General features: G+C 45.0%; 17 protein-coding genes and 2 tRNA genes. 8 read left to right on the plus strand and 11 right to left on the minus strand.

Annotation, left to right across the window (positions count from 1 at the left end):
- Positions 1–38: 38 nt before the first annotated feature.
- A complete protein-coding gene (locus EA58_RS11675; RefSeq protein ID WP_036752800.1) occupies positions 39–2,864 on the plus strand; it encodes an Hsp70 family protein in 2,826 nt (941 codons plus the stop codon).
- A gap of 110 nt (positions 2,865–2,974) precedes the next feature.
- Positions 2,975–3,184 (plus strand): helix-turn-helix domain-containing protein, encoded by a 210-nt coding sequence (locus tag EA58_RS11680; protein ID WP_036752803.1) that lies wholly within the window; start codon positions 2,975–2,977, stop codon positions 3,182–3,184.
- Positions 3,185–3,259: 75 nt separating this feature from the next.
- Here the strand turns inward: EA58_RS11680 and EA58_RS11685 are convergent, their stop codons facing one another.
- Positions 3,260–3,568: a hypothetical protein gene (locus tag EA58_RS11685; protein WP_036752808.1), complete on the minus strand. Its 309-nt coding sequence runs from the start codon at positions 3,566–3,568 to the stop codon at positions 3,260–3,262.
- A gap of 553 nt (positions 3,569–4,121) precedes the next feature.
- On the opposite strand from EA58_RS11685, the gene EA58_RS11690 reads away from it, so the two are divergent.
- From EA58_RS11690 to EA58_RS22005, 5 genes are all read left to right on the plus strand, one after another.
- Positions 4,122–4,198: transfer RNA gene (locus EA58_RS11690), tRNA-Pro, on the plus strand.
- A 772-nt stretch (positions 4,199–4,970) separates the two neighbouring features.
- Positions 4,971–6,452: an alanine/glycine:cation symporter family protein gene (locus tag EA58_RS11695; RefSeq protein ID WP_036752810.1), complete on the plus strand. Its 1,482-nt coding sequence runs from the start codon at positions 4,971–4,973 to the stop codon at positions 6,450–6,452.
- 846 nt (positions 6,453–7,298) lie between these two features.
- Positions 7,299–7,448, plus strand: coding sequence for a hypothetical protein (locus EA58_RS21690; RefSeq protein ID WP_161781038.1), 150 nt, complete (start codon positions 7,299–7,301; stop codon positions 7,446–7,448).
- The gene (locus EA58_RS11705) at positions 7,441–9,264 is read left to right on the plus strand and encodes an ATP-binding protein (RefSeq protein WP_081819637.1); all 1,824 of its coding nucleotides are present in this window, start codon (positions 7,441–7,443) and stop codon (positions 9,262–9,264) included. The genes EA58_RS21690 and EA58_RS11705 overlap by 8 nt, the downstream gene beginning before the upstream one ends.
- Complete coding sequence (locus EA58_RS22005) at positions 9,233–9,451, plus strand: phage integrase Arm DNA-binding domain-containing protein (RefSeq protein ID WP_235199604.1); 219 nt, start codon at positions 9,233–9,235, stop codon at positions 9,449–9,451. The genes EA58_RS11705 and EA58_RS22005 overlap by 32 nt, the downstream gene beginning before the upstream one ends.
- A 553-nt stretch (positions 9,452–10,004) precedes the next feature.
- On the opposite strand, the gene EA58_RS11715 is transcribed toward EA58_RS22005, so the two are convergent.
- The 9 genes from EA58_RS11715 to EA58_RS11755 all read right to left on the minus strand — a co-directional run bounded on the left by EA58_RS11715 (position 10,005) and on the right by EA58_RS11755 (position 17,587).
- Complete coding sequence (locus EA58_RS11715) at positions 10,005–10,253, minus strand: hypothetical protein (protein WP_036752820.1); 249 nt, start codon at positions 10,251–10,253, stop codon at positions 10,005–10,007.
- Positions 10,254–10,554: 301 nt separating this feature from the next.
- Positions 10,555–12,177, minus strand: a complete 1,623-nt coding sequence (locus EA58_RS11720) for a peptide ABC transporter substrate-binding protein (RefSeq protein WP_036752823.1) — start codon at positions 12,175–12,177, stop codon at positions 10,555–10,557.
- Between the two features lie 163 nt (positions 12,178–12,340).
- Positions 12,341–12,673: a hypothetical protein gene (locus EA58_RS11725; protein WP_051642054.1), complete on the minus strand. Its 333-nt coding sequence runs from the start codon at positions 12,671–12,673 to the stop codon at positions 12,341–12,343.
- 125 nt (positions 12,674–12,798) lie between these two features.
- Positions 12,799–13,404 (minus strand): HAD family hydrolase, encoded by a 606-nt coding sequence (locus tag EA58_RS11730; protein ID WP_036752828.1) that lies wholly within the window; start codon positions 13,402–13,404, stop codon positions 12,799–12,801.
- 87 nt (positions 13,405–13,491) lie between these two features.
- The gene (locus EA58_RS11735) at positions 13,492–14,292 is read right to left on the minus strand and encodes a transporter substrate-binding domain-containing protein (protein ID WP_036752831.1); all 801 of its coding nucleotides are present in this window, start codon (positions 14,290–14,292) and stop codon (positions 13,492–13,494) included.
- Between the two features lie 288 nt (positions 14,293–14,580).
- A complete protein-coding gene (locus EA58_RS11740) occupies positions 14,581–15,291 on the minus strand; it encodes a helix-turn-helix domain-containing protein (protein ID WP_036752834.1) in 711 nt (236 codons plus the stop codon).
- 471 nt (positions 15,292–15,762) lie between these two features.
- The gene (locus tag EA58_RS11745; protein WP_036752837.1) at positions 15,763–16,173 is read right to left on the minus strand and encodes an ester cyclase; all 411 of its coding nucleotides are present in this window, start codon (positions 16,171–16,173) and stop codon (positions 15,763–15,765) included.
- Positions 16,174–16,353: 180 nt separating this feature from the next.
- Positions 16,354–16,602: a hypothetical protein gene (locus EA58_RS11750; RefSeq protein WP_152548002.1), complete on the minus strand. Its 249-nt coding sequence runs from the start codon at positions 16,600–16,602 to the stop codon at positions 16,354–16,356.
- A 319-nt stretch (positions 16,603–16,921) separates the two neighbouring features.
- Positions 16,922–17,587, minus strand: a complete 666-nt coding sequence (locus tag EA58_RS11755) for an HAD family hydrolase (RefSeq protein ID WP_036753020.1) — start codon at positions 17,585–17,587, stop codon at positions 16,922–16,924.
- A 303-nt stretch (positions 17,588–17,890) separates the two neighbouring features.
- Here EA58_RS11755 and EA58_RS11760 point away from each other — a divergent pair, with 303 nt between their 5' ends.
- Positions 17,891–18,202 carry a high-potential iron-sulfur protein gene (locus EA58_RS11760; RefSeq protein ID WP_036752844.1) on the plus strand — a complete coding sequence of 104 codons (312 nt, stop codon included), beginning with the start codon at positions 17,891–17,893 and terminating at the stop codon, positions 18,200–18,202.
- A gap of 76 nt (positions 18,203–18,278) precedes the next feature.
- Here the strand turns inward: EA58_RS11760 and EA58_RS11765 are convergent.
- A tRNA-Cys gene (locus tag EA58_RS11765) sits at positions 18,279–18,352 on the minus strand.
- Between the last annotated feature and the right edge of the window lie 64 nt (positions 18,353–18,416).

Raw genomic sequence — 18,416 nt, forward strand, 5'->3', positions numbered from 1 at the left:
GCTTGCGGGCAGCCGGGTTGAAATACTCGGAGTCATACATGTCTTCTCCCCGTTATTTAGTCGGTATTGATTTAGGCACCACCCATACCGTTGTTGCCTGCTGCCCTATCTCCAGCGCATTGCAAAATGAAACTGTAAAAATTTTCGACATTGATCAATTAATCGCACCCGGCGAAGTGGCACGTAAACCTTTACTGCCATCCTTCAGGTATCATCCGACACCGGGAGAAATCCCGTCTGAACAGTGTGTATTGCCCTGGGATGTCCAGCCCGTTGACGGTGATTTCCCAGAAGCAATTATCGGTGAATATGCCCGCGAACTGGGCGCCAAAGTTGAAGGCCGACAAGTCACCAGCGCGAAAAGCTGGCTCTCTCATACCGGTGTCGACCGAAACCAGCCGATTCTTCCCTGGGCTGCTGCAAAAGGCGTAAAAAAAATCTCTCCGGTGATTGCCAGTGCCAGCTATCTGAACCATGTCAGACAAAGCTGGGACTATCATCACCCGGATGCAAAACTGGCTCAGCAAGATGTGGTTATCACCATTCCCGCATCTTTTGATGAAGGTGCCAGAGCACTGACCGTTGAAGCTGCAAAACTGGCAGGCTTGCACAATATTGTTTTGCTCGAAGAACCTCAGGCAGTGTGCTACGACTGGTATGCACGACATCACAATGAAGCTGAATCTTTACTGAAAGACATCCCTTTACTGATGGTCTGCGACGTGGGCGGAGGAACAACTGACCTGAGCCTCATCCGGGTCAGCTATCAAAATGAACGTCTTCAACTGGATCGGATTGGTGTGGGTGATCATCTCATGCTGGGGGGAGACAATCTGGATCTGGCTTTAGCACATCTTGCTGAAAGCAACCTCAATGGCAATGGAAAGCGTCTCAACGCTGCTGCGCTATCAAAACTGATTCAACAGGCGCGTCTTGCCAAAGAACAACTGCTCGCTGATCATGCACCCGAACAGGCCACGATCACTTTGCTTGGCAGCGGTGCCAAACTGATTGGCGGCAGCCGTTCCGTTCCAATTAGCCAGGCACAAGTCCGTGAGATTGCTTTGGATGGTTTTTTTCCAGTTTCTGCTTCCAATGCATATCCAAGTCAGCGGCAAAGCGCTGTCGTCGAGTTTGGCCTGCCTTATGCCTCTGATCCAGCGGTCTCAAAACATCTTGCTAAATTTATTAGCGACCACGACATAATTTGTCGTGAAGCACTGAAACAAGCTGGCGCAGAACCAGAAGAGGACGTTGCTGCCGTCCCACCCGCAGTGTTGCTCAATGGCGGCGTGTTTAACAGTAACATTCTGACAAAGCGGATTGCCGATGTCTTTACACATTGGAGAAATGACGGCGTCACTCTTCTGGATAATCCTCACCCGGATCTGGCTGTCGCATATGGTGCCGTCGCCTACGGAAAAGCCAGGCATGGCGCACAACTCAAGATTGGCGGTGGTTCTGCCCGTTCATTCTTCCTCGAGTTAGATAATCAATCGCCCCCTTCAGGTATCTGCCTGTTGCCCCGAGGAACAGAGGAAAGCAAAGAAATTCTGCTCTCTGACAGAAAATTTGCGCTCACGCTGGGAGAACCGGTCCGTTTTCATTTGTTTGCGACCAACGAATATGCTCCGATCAATGCCGGTGAGATTATCACGCTGGATCATCCACATATGGTGCCTCTCCCCCCGTTCATCGTGACGTTGGATAGCGAAACGGACAGAGAATCTTTAGCTGCGAATCAAAAAGACAGAGTCAGCGTCACGCTTGCCTGCCAATTAACGGAAGTCGGTACCCTGCAACTTGAATGCATTGACACTGAGAATCCAGCCAAACGCTGGCAAGTTGAGTTTTCGGTTCGCAAAGCCGCTACAGCAATCCCAGACGATCAAGCAACGGCGCAAGACACCACAGTTGTCGCAGCACTGCAACAGGCCACCGAAGCGATTCAAAAAGCCTATGGCGGAAGCAAAAAGCATGCGGATGACAAGCCCGTGAAAACGCTGAGGCATGATTTGGAAAAATCGCTAGGGAAACGTGAGGCGTGGGAAATGTCACACCTCAGACCCCTGGCTGATACTTTTATTGAAAGTAAAAAACGCCGCCGCCGCTCAGTGGCTCACGAACAAAACTGGTTCAAGTTAGCAGGCTATACATTACGTCCGGGATTTGGCGATCCGGTCGACAATTGGCGTATCAACCAAATTTGGCCACTTTATCAGCAGAATCTCCAGTTTCATCAGTCTGTACAGAGCTGGAATGAATGGTGGATTTTCTGGCGACGTGTTGCGGGCGGACTCAATCAGATTCAGCAAGAGACAATTTATAAGGACATTGCAAAATATATTCATCCAAGTGCAAGTCGGCAGCCCAAACTGACAAAAGAATTGCAGGAACGAGGCTACGAACAAATGGTTCGGCTGGCTGCATCGCTCGAAAACATCTCTTTTGAGAAAAAATTACAGCTAATTGAATGGCTGTTCTCGCGATTACAAAAACCACAATATGCTCAAGCCCATTGGTGGGCAATTGGGCGTATTGCCAGCCGCTTCCCGCTCTACGGTAGTCGACACAATTTACTCAGCGGACAACATATTGTCTATTGTTTACCCGAATTACTCGACGCTGACTGGCGAGAAGAGCCAGAAATCGCTCTTGCAGCCGTCATGATGACACGTAAAACAGGAGACAGAACCCTGGATATTGATGAAGCGCTTCGGCAGCAAGTAATCAATAAACTGCAAACAAGCAAAGTCCCAGACAGTTGGATCAGTATGGTGGCGGAAGTCAAAGTTCTATCACAGGAAGAAAATCAACGCGTATATGGCGATTCTTTGCCGCGCGGCCTCATGCTACTAGAGTAAAAATTCGCTTATTAAGCTTACGTTAGGGTATGACTGCTATTATACCGGGCATCAAACCTGCCCGGTCAGTCATATCCAGCAGGACAAAAAGGAATAACAAGCGAGTAGTTATGGCTATCACACGAGAACAATATAAAGTAATTGCTGATCGCATTTTCAAGTCCCAAAACCAACGCACTGCTGTAGAAGCTGTCGTTTTCGAAGGCTTATCAAGTTACGAAGCCGAAAAACGTTTTGGCGTCCCCAAGGGAACCCTATCACGCAATGTCCGTAAATATAAAAACGAAGTCGACTACATAACAACAGTTAATCGAGCATAATAAAAAAAGGAGAGTTTTCACTCTCCTTTTTTTTATTTCAATTTTCTGTACAACCTGTCTGATAGTTCAGTCAGATTATTCCTCGACTACAGAAGAATCCATCAACTCTTCAGGATGAACGCCGTCTTTCTCCATCATAGCCAGAATCTCAGTCATTCTTACCTGACGAGCTTCCTCTTTAAATTCATTCAATACAGCAATTAAATCATTTATTTTTTGCAACGGGATGCGCTTAATGACAGCACGCTGTCTGCCTGGAACTTCATCCGCAAAATCAATCAGAGCCTGACGATAATCTGCTCTCGACTCCTGTAGTTTTTTACCGCTCTCTACATTCTTGAGCATCGCACTCAGTGCTTTTTCCGCATCCGAAAAGTTTGTCATGAATTACCTCTAAACACTATTTTCTGCAAACAGCACTTTCTTGTCATCGTTTCACACCTTCATGACAACCTTTGTGCTATTTGAAATAGAGTAAACATTAATAAAGATTTAACCACGATCCCATGAGAGATCACGAGATCAGCATTCAGCCACTAAACTAACGTTCAGACTCCCGCTAACGCCAGTGTGATAAATTCGGTCTACACACATAATTATTATAGAAAACTCTGACGAGGATGAAAGAGTAGTCAGCGAGTTAATAAATAATAACCCCAGACTTTGTTCTTGTGAACATAATTTTTGTCAGCTTGACAATTCTATGACCAAACCATGTGAGCGACCATCGTGTTTTCCCCACCAGCAGACAACGCGATTCGGACACGAGAATCCTATAAAAATGGTGGAAAATCACTCATCAAACAAGTTCACTGGCCCATCAATCGGATCGTTTGGTGAAAAAATCAACTATTTCTCAGCAATTTAGCTTTACTCAGCCCTTTAAGGGTTGCTAATATAGCCCTCGTTGAGTTAACTTAACAACAAAGCCTTTTGGCGGACATTAGCGCAGTTTGGTAGCGCACTACTCTGGGGGAGTAGGGGTCGCTGGTTCGAATCCAGTATGTCCGACCAAAGGGCTTTTTTATTTTTCATATATTCTCTTCCGAAATTTGTCATCCCTCGAAGTTTTTCCAAAACTTATTTTAGCAAATGCTACACAAGACTATGATATGCCTTTTACTCAGGAGCATAATATGGAATCAGTACCATATTGCACAGCATGCGGACAGGTTGAAGAGTTCATCATTATTCATGAGCATAGATATATCTGTATTTGCGGCTATCAATTTAGTTGCTTCTACCTTTTACCGTCAGAAACGATTGCAAGCGTCCCTCCTTCCCCGCCACCATCTTTTGAATTTCATATTCACTAAGGCGCACATTTAAAAGCGTTTATTTCACCCTGCCCATGACACTGTCTTGAAACAGTCCTGAATAGATTCAGACACTCTTCTCACACCAAAATTCGATTAAAAAAAGACCAAACCAGGTTAAATTCAGTTTGAAATTCTGTTAACAAGAGATGAAATACAAGTTTTCAAAGTGTACGGACAAGTCATGTCAAATAAATAACAAGCCATTGAAAATAAAAGAATATAGTTGTGTTTCTTTGTAAATATTATGATATTAACAATTCATAACTCAGTGAAAACGTGATCCAGATCCCGAGCCATTTTTAGAATTTTATGCTAACTTCTGCCGCGCAAATTAAGTCACTATATCAACGAATGGGGATTCCTTTCGCCATGTTGCACATTGCAAACTGGTCATGGATTGCACCCATCACTTGGGACACAACTTGTTGTCCTGCGTCTTAGTCAGTATGACATCACAGGAACATTCTATGAATGCAACGCTTAACAATTGGATCGCCTCACTTAATGAGACATTAATGTCCATCATTGGCGATATCAATGGACTGCTTTGGGGCCACCTTCTTGTATACCTCCTTGTTATTGTAGGTATCTATTTCACTATTCGCCTCGGCTTTATCCAAATCCGCCAGTTTCGTCATGCCATTGGTGTATTGAACAAAGGCAAAGATTCAGATGCTGGCATCAGCTCTTATCAGGTATTCTGCACTTCGATGGCAGCCCGCGTAGGTACGGGAAATATGGCCGGTGTCGCTGTTGCACTGACCGCCGGTGGCCCTGGTGCTATCTTCTGGATGTGGGCAATGGCACTGTTTGGTATGGCAACGGCCTTTGTCGAATCGACCCTGGCTCAAGTCTATAAAGTCAAAGATGTTGACGGCCAGTACCGCGGTGGTCCGGCATATTATATGGAACAAGGCCTTGGCCAACGCTGGATGGGCACGTTGTTCTCCATCTGCCTGATTATCGCCTTTGGTCTGGTCTTTAACGCTGTACAGGCCAATACCATTACAGCCGCCCTCAACCATTCGTTCGATTTCGATCGCAATTTGATGGGTATCGCCATTGTACTCTTCTCTGCCTTCTTCATCATGGGCGGTTTGAAATCTGTTGCAAAAGCATCGTCACGTATCGTACCCATCATGGCTGTTGGTTATCTGGCAATTGCATTGCTGATCGTCGCGATGAATTATTCTGAACTGCCAGATGTCATCATGCTGATTGTGAACAGCGCATTCGGCTGGCAAGAAGCTGCAGCAGGTGGCGTGGCTTACACCATTGCTCAAGCGATGCAAAGTGGTATCGCCCGTGGTCTGTTCTCGAATGAAGCTGGTATGGGTTCTGCTGCGAACGTTGCTGCAAGCGCAACACCAAATCCAAACCACCCTGCTTCACAAGGCTTTGTTCAGATGCTGGGTGTTTTTGCAGATACGATTATTATCTGTACGGCTTCAGCAGCAATGATCATGCTTTCAGGCGTCATGGATCAGCCCGACGCAGCATCAGGCATCGGCCTGTTGCAACAGGCACTGACCAACGAACTGGGTGACTGGACGACCTACTTCATGGCTGCTGCAATCGTACTGTTCTGCCTCAGTTCCATTATTGCAAACTACAGCTATGCTGAAACCAACATCATGTTCCTGAATGGAAACAGCAAGAAAGGTCTTCTGGCATTCCGCCTGATCGTGCTGGCAATGGTCATGTTCGGGTCTGTCGCTTCTCTGCCGGTTGTCTGGAATATGGCAGATGCCTCAATGGGCTTGATGGCACTGATCAACATCATTGCACTGGTGCTGCTGTCTAATCTGGCCATTAAGGTGATTAAAGACTATGAAGCTCAGGTGAATAAAGGTCTCGTACCAACGTTCGACCGCACGAAGTTCCCAGAGCTCAGCAAACTGGATGGTGCATGGCATCCACAACCAGAAACCGCTGAAGAGTCGAAATAAACCAGACCGGTTCAAAAGCAATTCAAACCTCAAGCCAGCATGCATGAAATGCTGGCTTTTTAATTTTTAGGCCCCTTAACATCACCTCACTTAGCCTCACTCAATGGAAAATGAATCAGTGTGAATAAGAAACTTACCATTGTGGTTCACCTCTTCATCAGCATGAATCTAAGCGGCAATTTTCCTCCTCTCAGCGTCAAAGCTAATTAAATTAAATCATAGGTTTATATGACTCAGCTGATCATTGAAGTATTGCTATACTTAACCGGTACGATGAGTTGCTATTGTCTCACGAAGAAATTTGCGTCGTTTATCGCAGAAAGAATGAATCATGACTTTTGGACATACATCTTTGTTTTAACCAATGGTCTTTTACTGGTAACTCAACATTACAGCATCATGGACAATGGGCAATTTTTCTTACTCGATTTCATTCACTACCAGTTCACACCTGTCACGCAACTACTTGCGATTCCTGCAATCATGCTTCAGTGCTCAATTTTCCCAAGACAAAAGACAACTTTATAAATTTGACGCACTCACACCTCATATTCCCCCCTCCACCGTGTGGTGTGCTGGGGGATAGCAGCGCCCGCTGTATAGCCCACTTTCGACGATTGGCGCAGCAAGGCAAAAAAATGGACGAACTTCAAGTAGGTATCTTGTCCACTTCCTGTATTCGTTTTGATCTTCATAAACATCACTGACTTTTGTTTGCCAATTTGCTAGCTCCCCCTCAATGACTGACTTGTAACCCTCTGAAAATCTTGACTAGACTTGGAGGGAATAGTTTTTGGTCGGTTGCTTTCAAGCAGTCAAAACTCAAATTGATTTCAGAAGGGTTCAATGACAAATGTAGCCAAGTATTTATGGAGCTTCGTATTGGTATGGCTGCTTTTGGTTGCTACATACTTCTATTACTTTGAAGAAACGAACTTAATGCCTGTGGTTGAAGAATTCCATGTAGAAGAGCAACAAGAGCAAGCTCATGAATAGAAAAAAGGCGATGAAATTTCTATTTCTTGAGTACTGTCTAGCCGTTGCTTTTGCCGCAGCAGTCTCGTTTTTTATCTCGTTCAAAGTCGAGCATAATATTTTAGGCAAACTTGAACACTCGTTTATTGCTCATTCCCAAAGTCTGATTCACATGAGAAGTTATGCCCAACTCGTTGATCCTAGAAGTGAAAGCAGACAAATAGAGCAATTACTAGTTCAAATGCAAGCCCTGGATTCCGAATTACATAGCCTTGTTTCGGCAACACTAAACATTGAAGATCGCTTTCCCGATATTGTTTGGCCAAAAGGCCAGATTCAACCTCACGTATCTAAGTATGAAAATACAGCAAAAGAGCACATGCTCTTGCTCAATGAACTCTTAAAAGCAAAAAATCAGCCTTTAGACCGCGCATCGATTGAACCGCTTCAGAGAGCAATTTTGTCTGAAGATATGGATGAAGCAATCGAGCACATTCACGAAGAATTAATGAGTGAAATCTTCAAGGCAAATAATGCAATGGTCACTTCACTATTGTTTGCTACTTGCACCATGTTTTTGGTTATTGTCCTTTATCTCTATCGTTATATTGATGCACTGAGAGAAACGCAGATTGCACTGAAAACAGCAGTGAAAACGGCACAGGAAGCGACCGCGGCAAAATCAATGTTTCTCGCCACCATGAGCCATGAGTTAAGAACACCAATGAATGGTGTCATCGGGATGGCACAAATTATCGCTTCTGAAATGGAAGATGAATCGCAGAAGCCCAACCTGAATATCTTGCTGGAATCAAGTGAACATCTCATGTCTATCCTCAATGAGATTTTGGACTTTTCTAAATTAGAGCAAAACAAACTGGAATTGCTCGAAGATCCCTTCTCTGTCATACAGTTATTGTCACCTGTCGCCAGTAGCTTCTACCCATTAGCGACAGAAAAAGGCATTGTGTTGCAGTTTCATACCCAGAATATTTCTGAGAACACGGTCTTACTCGGTGACAAAGCCAGAATTCGTCAAATTGTATATAACTTAATCAGCAATGCCGTGAAGTTCACCCCAAAAGGACGTATCGATATTTCGATCAATTATGAACAGAGCAAAGAGACACTCACGATTACAGTCACTGATACTGGTATTGGGATACCGCCATCAAAACTGGACAGTATATTTCACTCCTTCGAACAAGCTGATGCGACAATCAATCAAAACTTTGGCGGGACCGGGCTTGGCTTATCCATTGTTAAGCATCTCTGTAAAGCGATGGGGGGTGATGTAACAGTCGAAAGTGAGGTTGGTGTTGGCAGTACATTTAAAGCAACAATCAAGACACCAATAGGTACCGCAAGTACAACAAATCCAAACGCTTCACAGCTTTCAAAATTTAATTTATCAGACCTCTCTCTCCTTTTGGTCGAAGATAATCGGGTCAATCAACTGGTGGGAAAACGTCTATGTGAAAAGCTAGGATGTCGAGTGTCGGTTGCTGACAATGGTCGCATTGCTATTGATATGCTGACGAAGAAAGATTATGACGCCATTCTTATGGACAACCGTATGCCAGAAATGAACGGGATTGAAGCAACACGCATCATCAGACAGACAATGAATTATCGAGGCCTGATACTTGCCTGTACCGCTGATGCGACAACAGACACATCTTCAGAATTCCTTGCAGCCGGTGCAGACAGCACGATCAGTAAGCCCTTACGATTAGAAAAACTGGAAATTGCACTCATGCATCACTTTCAGCGCCACGAAACACGCAAAGATGTTGAATCTGTCAATGTCGAAGGTGAGATTAACCTGCACCCCTAACCTTTACCAGAGGCTGGATAAGCGCTCTGGAAAAGTTTACTACCAATACCGTGATGCTCGCTCAGGCAATTTTCACGGTCTGGGGACAGACAAGAACCGTACTGTCGCCGTTGCAAAAAAATTGAATCTGCGAATCTCAGAACAATGGGTTGGACAGTACCAGCACATATCACTTACTCGGCATTAGCCTTGAAGAAATCATGACCATGTCGAAGTAATGTTGTGGTGCCTTACATGCTTCATAAGAAAAAACGTATACAGAGAACGCAGCCAGGTGACCCAATCAAGGTCAACCGGCGCTCACGTCACTTTGCTAATGTAAGGAACAGTACAGGCCTCACTTGGGAGGGTGCCCCCCATCCTTCCACGAACTCCGATCTTTAGCAGAGCGGACCTATAGTAAGATTGGAATTGATACTCAGCTCCTGCTTGGCCACCGCGATCGCCGCATGACGGACAAGTATGCAGACATCAGGGGTGCTGAGTACGTGGTTGTGGGGGGAAAGGCCCTTATGATTAATCAATGAATCAGACTTGCCCAAACCAATTTAGAGCTTAAAAGTTGAACCAACATTTTGTGTCTTGATTGGCCTATTTTATCTGATGACTAACATTAACTTGGTCTAAAAAAAGTATACTTGGGTACAGCAGAAGCATTATCTATTTTATCGGGCAAGCCTCTTAAGAGTGTAAATACACTATTTGAAATCGCGAAACATTGATCGTATCAATAAAGCCCGTCAGTCGAGAAACCAGTTCGTCGCATAAATCACTAGAAAGACGAGAAGAATGAGAAGGACTGGGAGGGCTAGCCTCATTACCAACTTTTTCATGAAACTTGGTTTATCAAACACTACGCCTTCTGCTTCCCTCACCCGCCTCTCTTCATCAAAATGCCATTTAATAGCTAAGTAGGCTCCAATACCTAATACAATAAGCTTAAAAGCGCCAGCAAAGTACGGAAAGAAGTTAGCCCAACTGCCGTTCATTATCTATCTCCATCAAATTAAATATCAATTTTGCGGTAGCATAATCAAAGGTTCATGTTTAGTGCACACCCAAAGTCAGGCGTTCTAGCTAGCGCAAGTCTACTGCTCGCGCTAGCTGTCTACAACTCTCTTTTCAACACCTGCCCACTTCAAAAATATCTGAAACACAAAAAATTACGTCGTAACAAAGCCTCACAATGCTTTGCACTTGGTAATGGCACGCGAGAACTTACTGTCATTTTGGAGGGATTTTGGAGGGGAAATTCAGGCAATGAAAAGCCTGTAAAACAGGCTCTTCAAATCACTTCGCTACGAAATACATGTCCTTCGCATAGATATTCCCTTTCGGGTTATTACGCGGGAAACCTTTCAGGTGACTTTTGACCAGCCGGGTGTGGTTGTAATAATAAACAGGCATCACTGGAGCTGCATGATCAAGAATCTGTTCTGCCTGACGATACAACCCGTAGCGGGTTGATTCATCAGAGACATCGGCCGCTTGCTTTAACAGCGCATCAAAATCTGAGTTACAGAACCCTGTTTCGTTACCGGGATGACCGCAAGTGAAGCTGCTGAGAATGGATGAAGGTTCAGCATAGTCACCAAAAGCATAGGAGCGTGCAACGGTATAATCTCTCGCGGCCTTCGCAGCCAGATATGCGTTCCACTCCATGTTTTCCAGCGCAACGTTTACACCCAATGTTTTCCACATCGAGGCAATGGCTAAAGCCAATTTCTTATGATTTTCGCTGGTATTGTACGTGAGGGTCACATGTAACGGCTTCGTTTGGCTATAGCCAGCGTTTGCAAGTAATGCTCTGGCTTCAGCAATACGTGCGTCATGACTCTTTAACTGGTAAGCCGGGATAACATGCCTGTAATTCGGGATGATATCCGGCACAACTGAAAACGCAGCCGGTTCGCCCTGCCCTGTGACTTTTTGCACCAAGAGATCCCGGTCAATCGCCATACTCAGCGCGCGACGCACATCCGGGTTATCAAACGGGGGTTGCTGCGTATTGAATGCATACACATAAGCCCCTAATAGCCGCAGTGACTTTAACTGCTCCGGGCTTTCTTTCATCAGCTTCTGGTAATACGCTAGCTGAACCCGGTTTGTCATATGGATTTCGCCAGCCTGATACCGTAATAACTCAGCATGTTGCGATGATAACGCCAGATAGGTTACACCGTTAATCACCGTCAATGCGTTCTCCCGGTAATGTTCATTCCGGACAACCGACACACTCTCATGAGGAACCCAGGCTTTCAGAACATAGGCACCATTCGAAACAAAATGTTCAGGTCGAGTCCACTTCTCCGGAAATTGACTGACAACATGTGCCGGTACTGGAAAAAATGTTTTGATGCTCATGAAGCTGAGAAAGTAAGGTGTCGGCCGGCTCAGGGTAACTTCGAGCTGATGAGCATTGAGTGCTTTGATGCCAAGCGCTTCAGGTGACTGCTGCCCATCCAGGATGGCTTGGGCATGAAGAATATTCGCTGTCGCCAGATTAAAGCCGGTCTTGTTCCCGGTTGATTGGTCTACCGCACGACGCCAGGCAAAGGCAAAATCTGATGCGGTTAGTGCAGTTCCATCCGACCATTGCAAGCCGGCACGGAGTTGAAAACGATACGTTTTGCCATCATCGGAAACCGACCAGGATTCAGCCTGTCCCGGAATGATCTCACCATCCAGGTTTTCGATCACCAACCCCTCAAAGAGATCATTGACGATCACATCCCCCGGACTGCCCGAGGCAACAAACCCCGGATCGAGCGTGCTGGGTTCAGCGCCATTCGCACGGACAAGAAGCTGGGATTTCGCGAGCTTAGTCCCTTCAGGGACAACAGCAGCGGCCACCAAAGCAGGACATAAAACGGTGAGAAGTGTGATTCCGGCAATCAAAATTCTTTGATTCAAGACGAGTTCCTTTCGGTCCGTATCCCATCAACACCTGACGCCTTGTGCCTGATGAGTATCTATCTCAGCGACCCATAAGAAAGTGCGGGGACCAATAAAATGACGCCAGACCCTCAACATGATTCAGGTCTGGCCAAAAGCAAAGCTTTTTATTTTCAATCCATTACTTGGGAATGTTAAAACTTTTGTCATTCAGACAGGTAAAAGTGTAGTATTCCGCGCGCTCATTGAAGTGGCTAAAGCCCTTACCCTGACAGTATGCACCGTTGATTTCATTCATCACAGTCAGTGTTTGCTGACTCTTCACAGAGAAATAGCTGTCATTTTCACAGACGACCCGGATCTTGCCATCATCCCCCTGAGAGAATGCCCGCACTTTGGCAGCACACAATGAGTAGCTCACATCGACAAAGTCATTCGCTCTTTCATCTACCGATGCACTACAACCCGCAAGCATTACCGCTGAAACTGCAGCGAGACTAATTAAGGCTTTCACGATCATCTCCTTCTTTATATACCTCAGTTAGATTGTAGTGCGGTCGCAAATAAATCGCATCAATTTCCTGCGACTCTATCGAAAATATTTCGCATAGAATCATAAATTTAGACAAAACTAATTTACTAATCCAAAAAGGAAGCCGATGTAAACTCTTTAATTTTTCCATCAACCACCAAAAAGCAATCCATCCCTGCGGCAAGTGCAGCCTGTCGTCCGAGTGACGTGTCTTCAAAAACCACACATTGGGACGGCAAAAGGCCCATTCGTTGCGCCGCTTCGAGAAAGGTATCCGGGTGAGGTTTATGATTTCGGACATCGTCTGCTGTCACTAGTGCATCCAATGACGGCAGAATGTCTGTCATGGTCAGTAATTCCAAAGCATTAGACTTTCTACAGCCCGTCCCTACAGCAATTTTCTTTTCACCTCTGTATTGCATCAGAAGCGAAAAAGTTGCCGGTATGACTTCACCTTTATGCTCAAGTGTTTCAAAAAACTGCCACTTTGTATCGGCTACATCCTGAACGCTATGATGCAACTGATATTTTTCATTCATCAGCTGTGCAGTTTTTACCGTTGGCGAGCCTCCCAGGCTCATCAGCCACTCCGGATCGAACGGAATGCAATACTCTTCACAAGCTGCACGCCAAGCCTGAATATGTGCAGGCATTGAATCGATCAAAGTGCCATCCATATCGAAAATCAGTCCATGATATTGAGACAGATCCATCTTTACCTCCAAATCAACATATCATCCATATTGGCGCAAAGTGCCTTTTCAGATCCAGAGCTGTTTTCATTTTTATCGACAAAAAAGTCACTCGATGTCCATCACAACCAGTCCCCATTTTTCAGCAATCCGATCAAAAAAGCCCTGTGTTTTTTTCAGCTCAATCCAATGGTTAATGAAGTTAATCCAAACTTGGTCATCACGAGGCAACAGCATCGCCAATGGTGTCGCACGCCGCATGCCACGAACATGTGGCACAGCCAGCTGCGAAAAGCGGCTGGTCAGCGTGGCTGCCTCGATATTCGAAGTCACAATCACATGAGCACGACTTGATAGCAGGGCCTGATATGCTTTCCCGTTCTCAATCACTTCCTGCCTGGCTTTCGGAAAAAACTCTTTCACCATCATTTCTTCCACGGTTCCCTGACGAGATGCCACGGTCACAGACGCAGTATTGAAATCACTCCAGTAACGAAAACGACTCTGATTAACCTTCTGTGTGAGCGGCACAAATCCCAGATAGTAGTACGGCCTGCTATAACCCACGATCTTCGCCCGATTGATATTCAGCGCTGCGCTGCCAGTCAGATCATATTTCTCTGTGACAATACCACTGACCAGCGTTTTCCAGTCTGTGGCAACATATTCCACAGTCACGCCCAGATCTTTGGCCAATTCTGTCGTGATATCAATGTCATACCCTTTATAGAAATTTGTTGCCGGATCTCGCATGGTCATTGGCCCCCAGTCTCCTGTAGTCCCAACTCTGAGCACTCCCCTGTCCATCACTTTCTGTAAACGACTTGAAGCAGCATGAGCTTGGCTGAACATCAACAGACACATCAGAAAAGCCAGAAATAACAGTTTGAAAGACAAGGTGAGTCTCATCAGGATACCTCCGAAAACAACAGCGCAATCTTCACCATGCTTTGAAATAAAGATAGCAGTATCTGTGTAAAATTTTGTTGTAACAAACAAGTTAATTCTGTCTCAGAAGTACAAAATCGAAGAGGAAGTGAAATGAATGTCCGGGAAGTAAGTCAATTTCTCAAAAATAAGAATTTACATCAAAAAAACTGCATTACCGTTGTAATGCAGGAAACACAATATAGGAAATAGGTTCGATTGCATGGCTTTGGGTATGCACATTGTTCCTTCTGAACGTGAATACAACATTTAATTGTGGTTCAGATTGTGCTTTCTCATCCGGAATTCACCCGGAGAACACCCCATGTGCTTTTTAAATACTCGTGAAAAGTATGAAACGTCTTTGAAGCCCGCCGAATTCGCAATCTGAGATATTTTTTCACGGTCAGAACTCAACAGTCCACAAGCAAGATCCAAACGCTTCTTAATAATGTACTGTTTCAGCGTCACGCCCATGATGCTGTGGAATAAACGTGAAAAATATGTCGGAGAATACTGACAAGCGTTCGCCAAATCCTCTTCCCTCAACGCTGAGCTGAGGTTCTCATCAATGATCTTGAGTGCCGGTCGGATCGACATCTCGCGATTCTCGAATCCCGGTTCAATATCGGCTTCAATGTTATGCGTATGAAGACGGCTAAAGCATTCCTCCAGTTCCTGTCTGCTCGCGTTGGCGGGGAGAACATCTTCACCACCAGCCCGAAGAACATTCAACGCCAGATTTCCGTCGAGATTATGATAGACGACAACAACCTTCGCAGCAGGGAAGCGAGTTTTCACTGCCCGCAGCAATTCAAATCCTTCCGATGTTGAGTCAATGACCTCAAGAAAAACAAGTTCCTGCCCTGTCATTGATGACAATAACTCGTACGGAGAGATCTCGACGACCTTGTGCGAAAGTTTCAGATTCTCTTTCGCTTCTACTTGCTTGTCATGATGACTACTACTAACCCAAATCACACATTCACCTTCACTACTTGTGTCATATTCCCATGTACATCAATTCATATGTACATGAATGATGGTTGACACTCCTTGTCGATGAATACAAAAATACTTATAAGAATACGTATGAATATCAGGGCAAAAATGTATTTACTTAAAATAATTAAGGTTCAATAAACTAAATTAATCCAGTCTGACCGAAATGTTTCAAATATAAGCATCAATTCTTTAAAAGTCTGCTATCAATAAGACTTCAATTAGTTGACATAGTTCCGCACGATGAATGATGCCATTTGTTAGTACATTTAATTATAATAATTAAAGCACTTATCACAAATAAGTCTACTTTTTTCACAGTGATGCCTTGTCGCAAAAAAAGACCAAAAGACAAAAAAGTCTGACAACAAAGCTTAGAAATACCGTCTTGGGGGGCTATATTTTTGTTTCAGCAGGCCATTTTCAGTTTCACCTCCTGCCTACTGTCACTTACTTCAGGTAACCCGTCAATTGCTGATAGAGGTCGAAGCTGCTGTCCTCCAGCCAACATTCTGTAATGAAACCGGCTTCTTGTCGGAACTGAATCATACCCGTCATCTGTATGACCTGTTTTTTACCCGGTATGTTCAGCCAGCCTCCCTGATACTGTGCCTGACAACGATATCTCACCACAGTTAACGGCGGCTGACACACAATGTCAGAAATGGAGAATACAACCGACTTAAATTTTTGCCGCCACAACTGAAGGTAAGACAGATAGCTTTCATGCGTAACCTGATGCTTACGACCACCAGACAAGTGAAAGGTGAAAGGATCGGAAACAAATCTGGTCAGACTGTCGCTATCGGCATTTGCCCAGATCTCCTGGAACCAGGCGTCCACCCATTCCCTTGTTGTCATCTCAGTTACAGCTCCGCTTCAATTCATAGGTACATCGTATTACACAGGCACGAATGCTGCGAAAATTGTGACATTAAAATGCTGTTTCAATTTATCCTAGACCTGTATCAAATCCTATGCCGGGGTTTATTGTTGCATAATTTCTTCGCACAATATCAAATTTACAGGAAATGAATAAAGCTAAAGTTGTGCGCGCCACATGCGACGAACATCAGACACATTCTGTCTCGCTTTATCTGATGCATCCGATAAAAAGGGTTCTGCCTGCTTCAGGTAAAACCTTGCTTTTTCTGCATCATTGATGAGGAAATAGTGATGCGCGATAACGCCCAGCAAATCAACGAATGCGCTTTTATCATGGGTTCGGCTTGCCTGAGGCAGCATTGACTGAAAAATCAGGAGGCTTGTTTCCGGTGAGTTCGCAGACATAATCTGCGTTAAATCAGGGCTAAGTGCATCAGGTGTGGCATAACAATACGTCTTGATATTCTCAGCCCAGGCTAGACCACTGCCTGAGAATAGACTGTAAAGAACAATACACAGACAGAATTTTCTCATTACTCAACGCTTCAATTGTTCTGGTGTGCCACACCAAAGTTAAAACAACAAGTCAGGCGTAAAATCATACGGAAAACGTCAACTGCTCCGACAACGATATTGTGCTATTTCATTCGGCTTTGACGATGGCCTCTCAGAGTCTGAGCAACTGAGAGGCATGTTACTTGCGATAATACGAAGCTGGTATCACTCAGAGCGGTTCAGCCATATTTAATCTGGAGAGTGCAGCCTGATAGTAAGACAGGCTTGGAATATGTGTATGATGACTGAGCTTTTTGCCAACAGCCACAAAATCATAGCCCAGTTCCTGAGACGCTCTTTGATTCCACTCACCTTCAGCGAACACAACCCGCCTCTGAAATGTCATCCCGGAGTCTTGTTTCGCCCGAAATGCAGCCAACGCCATAATTTCCGTACGACTCGGTGCATCGGATGAGGAAGCGAAAGTCATTTTGCTGACATCAATGCCAACGGCTTTCAGTTTCATCCGGCTGACCGCTGCCCAACCGCTACTGGTAATTGCAACATGGGTGTCTTGACGACTCCCCATTTGCTCAAGAAATTCCCGCGCGCCTTTGCTGATCACTGTGCCTTCCGGCAGAGATGTCAGTGAATCTGCCAAATATTCCAGATACTTTTGCTCCACCTGACGATGAACAATGGATCGACTGGTTTCCACAGGGAACTGGCGCAATATTTCATCCAGCATCGCCGAATCCGTCCCCCCTTTTTCCTGATAACGCGATTTATCTAAAGTAATGTGGAGCACTTCTTCAATTGCCTGAAGAAAACAGCGCATATCGATTCCCTGCGCATTCACCAGCGCACCGTCCACATCAACTAACAACAGATTCATCAAAGTACCTTTGTTTTTATCATCGGAGATTGCGTCATACAGCATGAAGATGTAAACAAAATGTTTCAACATCAAATTTGTTAAACTTCATTAATTTTTGAGTAAACTCAAACTCTTAAAATGCTATCAGATGCATTGCAGGATCAGATTACCGCAATCGATTACCATCAAAGCCGCAAAAACAACCAAAATCTTAACATCTTAATTTCTTCGCGATTTTTCAGATTCTTTCCCACAATTATTCCGTTCGCCTAAAAAGAGCGAGCCATCTGTGAGCAATGAGACAATATAAGGATAAATAGGATGAAAACTTCAACAGACCGTCGACGTTTCCTGCGCCTGACCATGGCAGGAATCATTGGCATCACACTGGGTGATCAAATCCTGCAGAAGAAAGCCCTGGCCAGTACAGAACTGGCTCATTTGGAAGAAGATGATCCACAGGCTGCCGCACTGAAATATACGCACAAATCCCCTCATGCAGACCAACATTGTAGTAATTGTATGCTGCTTCAGGGTAATGAAGGTGATGAATGGCGACCCTGCGCGATTTTCCCGGGTAAAGCAGTGAATGCCAAAGGATGGTGCTCGGCCTGGACAGCCAAACCTGCATGATTTTTAAAGGCCCGTTCTGCGGGCTTTTACCCACGAATATTTTGATTATGAGAGATTAGTCAGGATAGATATTGAATGGAGGCGCGTCCCGGAGTCGAACCGAGGTCCACGGATTTGCAATCCGCTGCATAGCCACTCTGCCAACGCGCCTTATTGAAGCTTGTCTCAGAAGACGAAGCGCATTATCCAAATCCTGATGAAAAGTACAAGTCTT

Origin of the sequence: Photobacterium galatheae, from assembly GCF_000695255.1 — a bacterium.
Lineage (GTDB): Bacteria > Pseudomonadota > Gammaproteobacteria > Enterobacterales > Vibrionaceae > Photobacterium > Photobacterium galatheae.

Coding starts and splice junctions, on each gene's coding strand:
- EA58_RS11685 (WP_036752808.1), bottom strand. CDS start 3,568: ATGACAAACTTTTCGGATGCGGAAAAAGCACTGAGTGCGATGCTCAAG.
- EA58_RS11760 (WP_036752844.1), top strand. CDS start 17,891: ATGAAAACTTCAACAGACCGTCGACGTTTCCTGCGCCTGACCATGGCA.
- EA58_RS11705 (WP_081819637.1), top strand. CDS start 7,441: ATGAATAGAAAAAAGGCGATGAAATTTCTATTTCTTGAGTACTGTCTA.
- EA58_RS21690 (WP_161781038.1), top strand. CDS start 7,299: ATGACAAATGTAGCCAAGTATTTATGGAGCTTCGTATTGGTATGGCTG.
- EA58_RS11745 (WP_036752837.1), bottom strand. CDS start 16,173: ATGACAACAAGGGAATGGGTGGACGCCTGGTTCCAGGAGATCTGGGCA.
- EA58_RS22005 (WP_235199604.1), top strand. CDS start 9,233: ATGTCGAAGGTGAGATTAACCTGCACCCCTAACCTTTACCAGAGGCTG.
- EA58_RS11735 (WP_036752831.1), bottom strand. CDS start 14,292: ATGAGACTCACCTTGTCTTTCAAACTGTTATTTCTGGCTTTTCTGATG.
- EA58_RS11755 (WP_036753020.1), bottom strand. CDS start 17,587: ATGAATCTGTTGTTAGTTGATGTGGACGGTGCGCTGGTGAATGCGCAG.
- EA58_RS11680 (WP_036752803.1), top strand. CDS start 2,975: ATGGCTATCACACGAGAACAATATAAAGTAATTGCTGATCGCATTTTC.
- EA58_RS11750 (WP_152548002.1), bottom strand. CDS start 16,602: ATGTCTGCGAACTCACCGGAAACAAGCCTCCTGATTTTTCAGTCAATG.
- EA58_RS11715 (WP_036752820.1), bottom strand. CDS start 10,253: ATGAACGGCAGTTGGGCTAACTTCTTTCCGTACTTTGCTGGCGCTTTT.
- EA58_RS11675 (WP_036752800.1), top strand. CDS start 39: ATGTCTTCTCCCCGTTATTTAGTCGGTATTGATTTAGGCACCACCCAT.
- EA58_RS11695 (WP_036752810.1), top strand. CDS start 4,971: ATGAATGCAACGCTTAACAATTGGATCGCCTCACTTAATGAGACATTA.
- EA58_RS11730 (WP_036752828.1), bottom strand. CDS start 13,404: ATGGATCTGTCTCAATATCATGGACTGATTTTCGATATGGATGGCACT.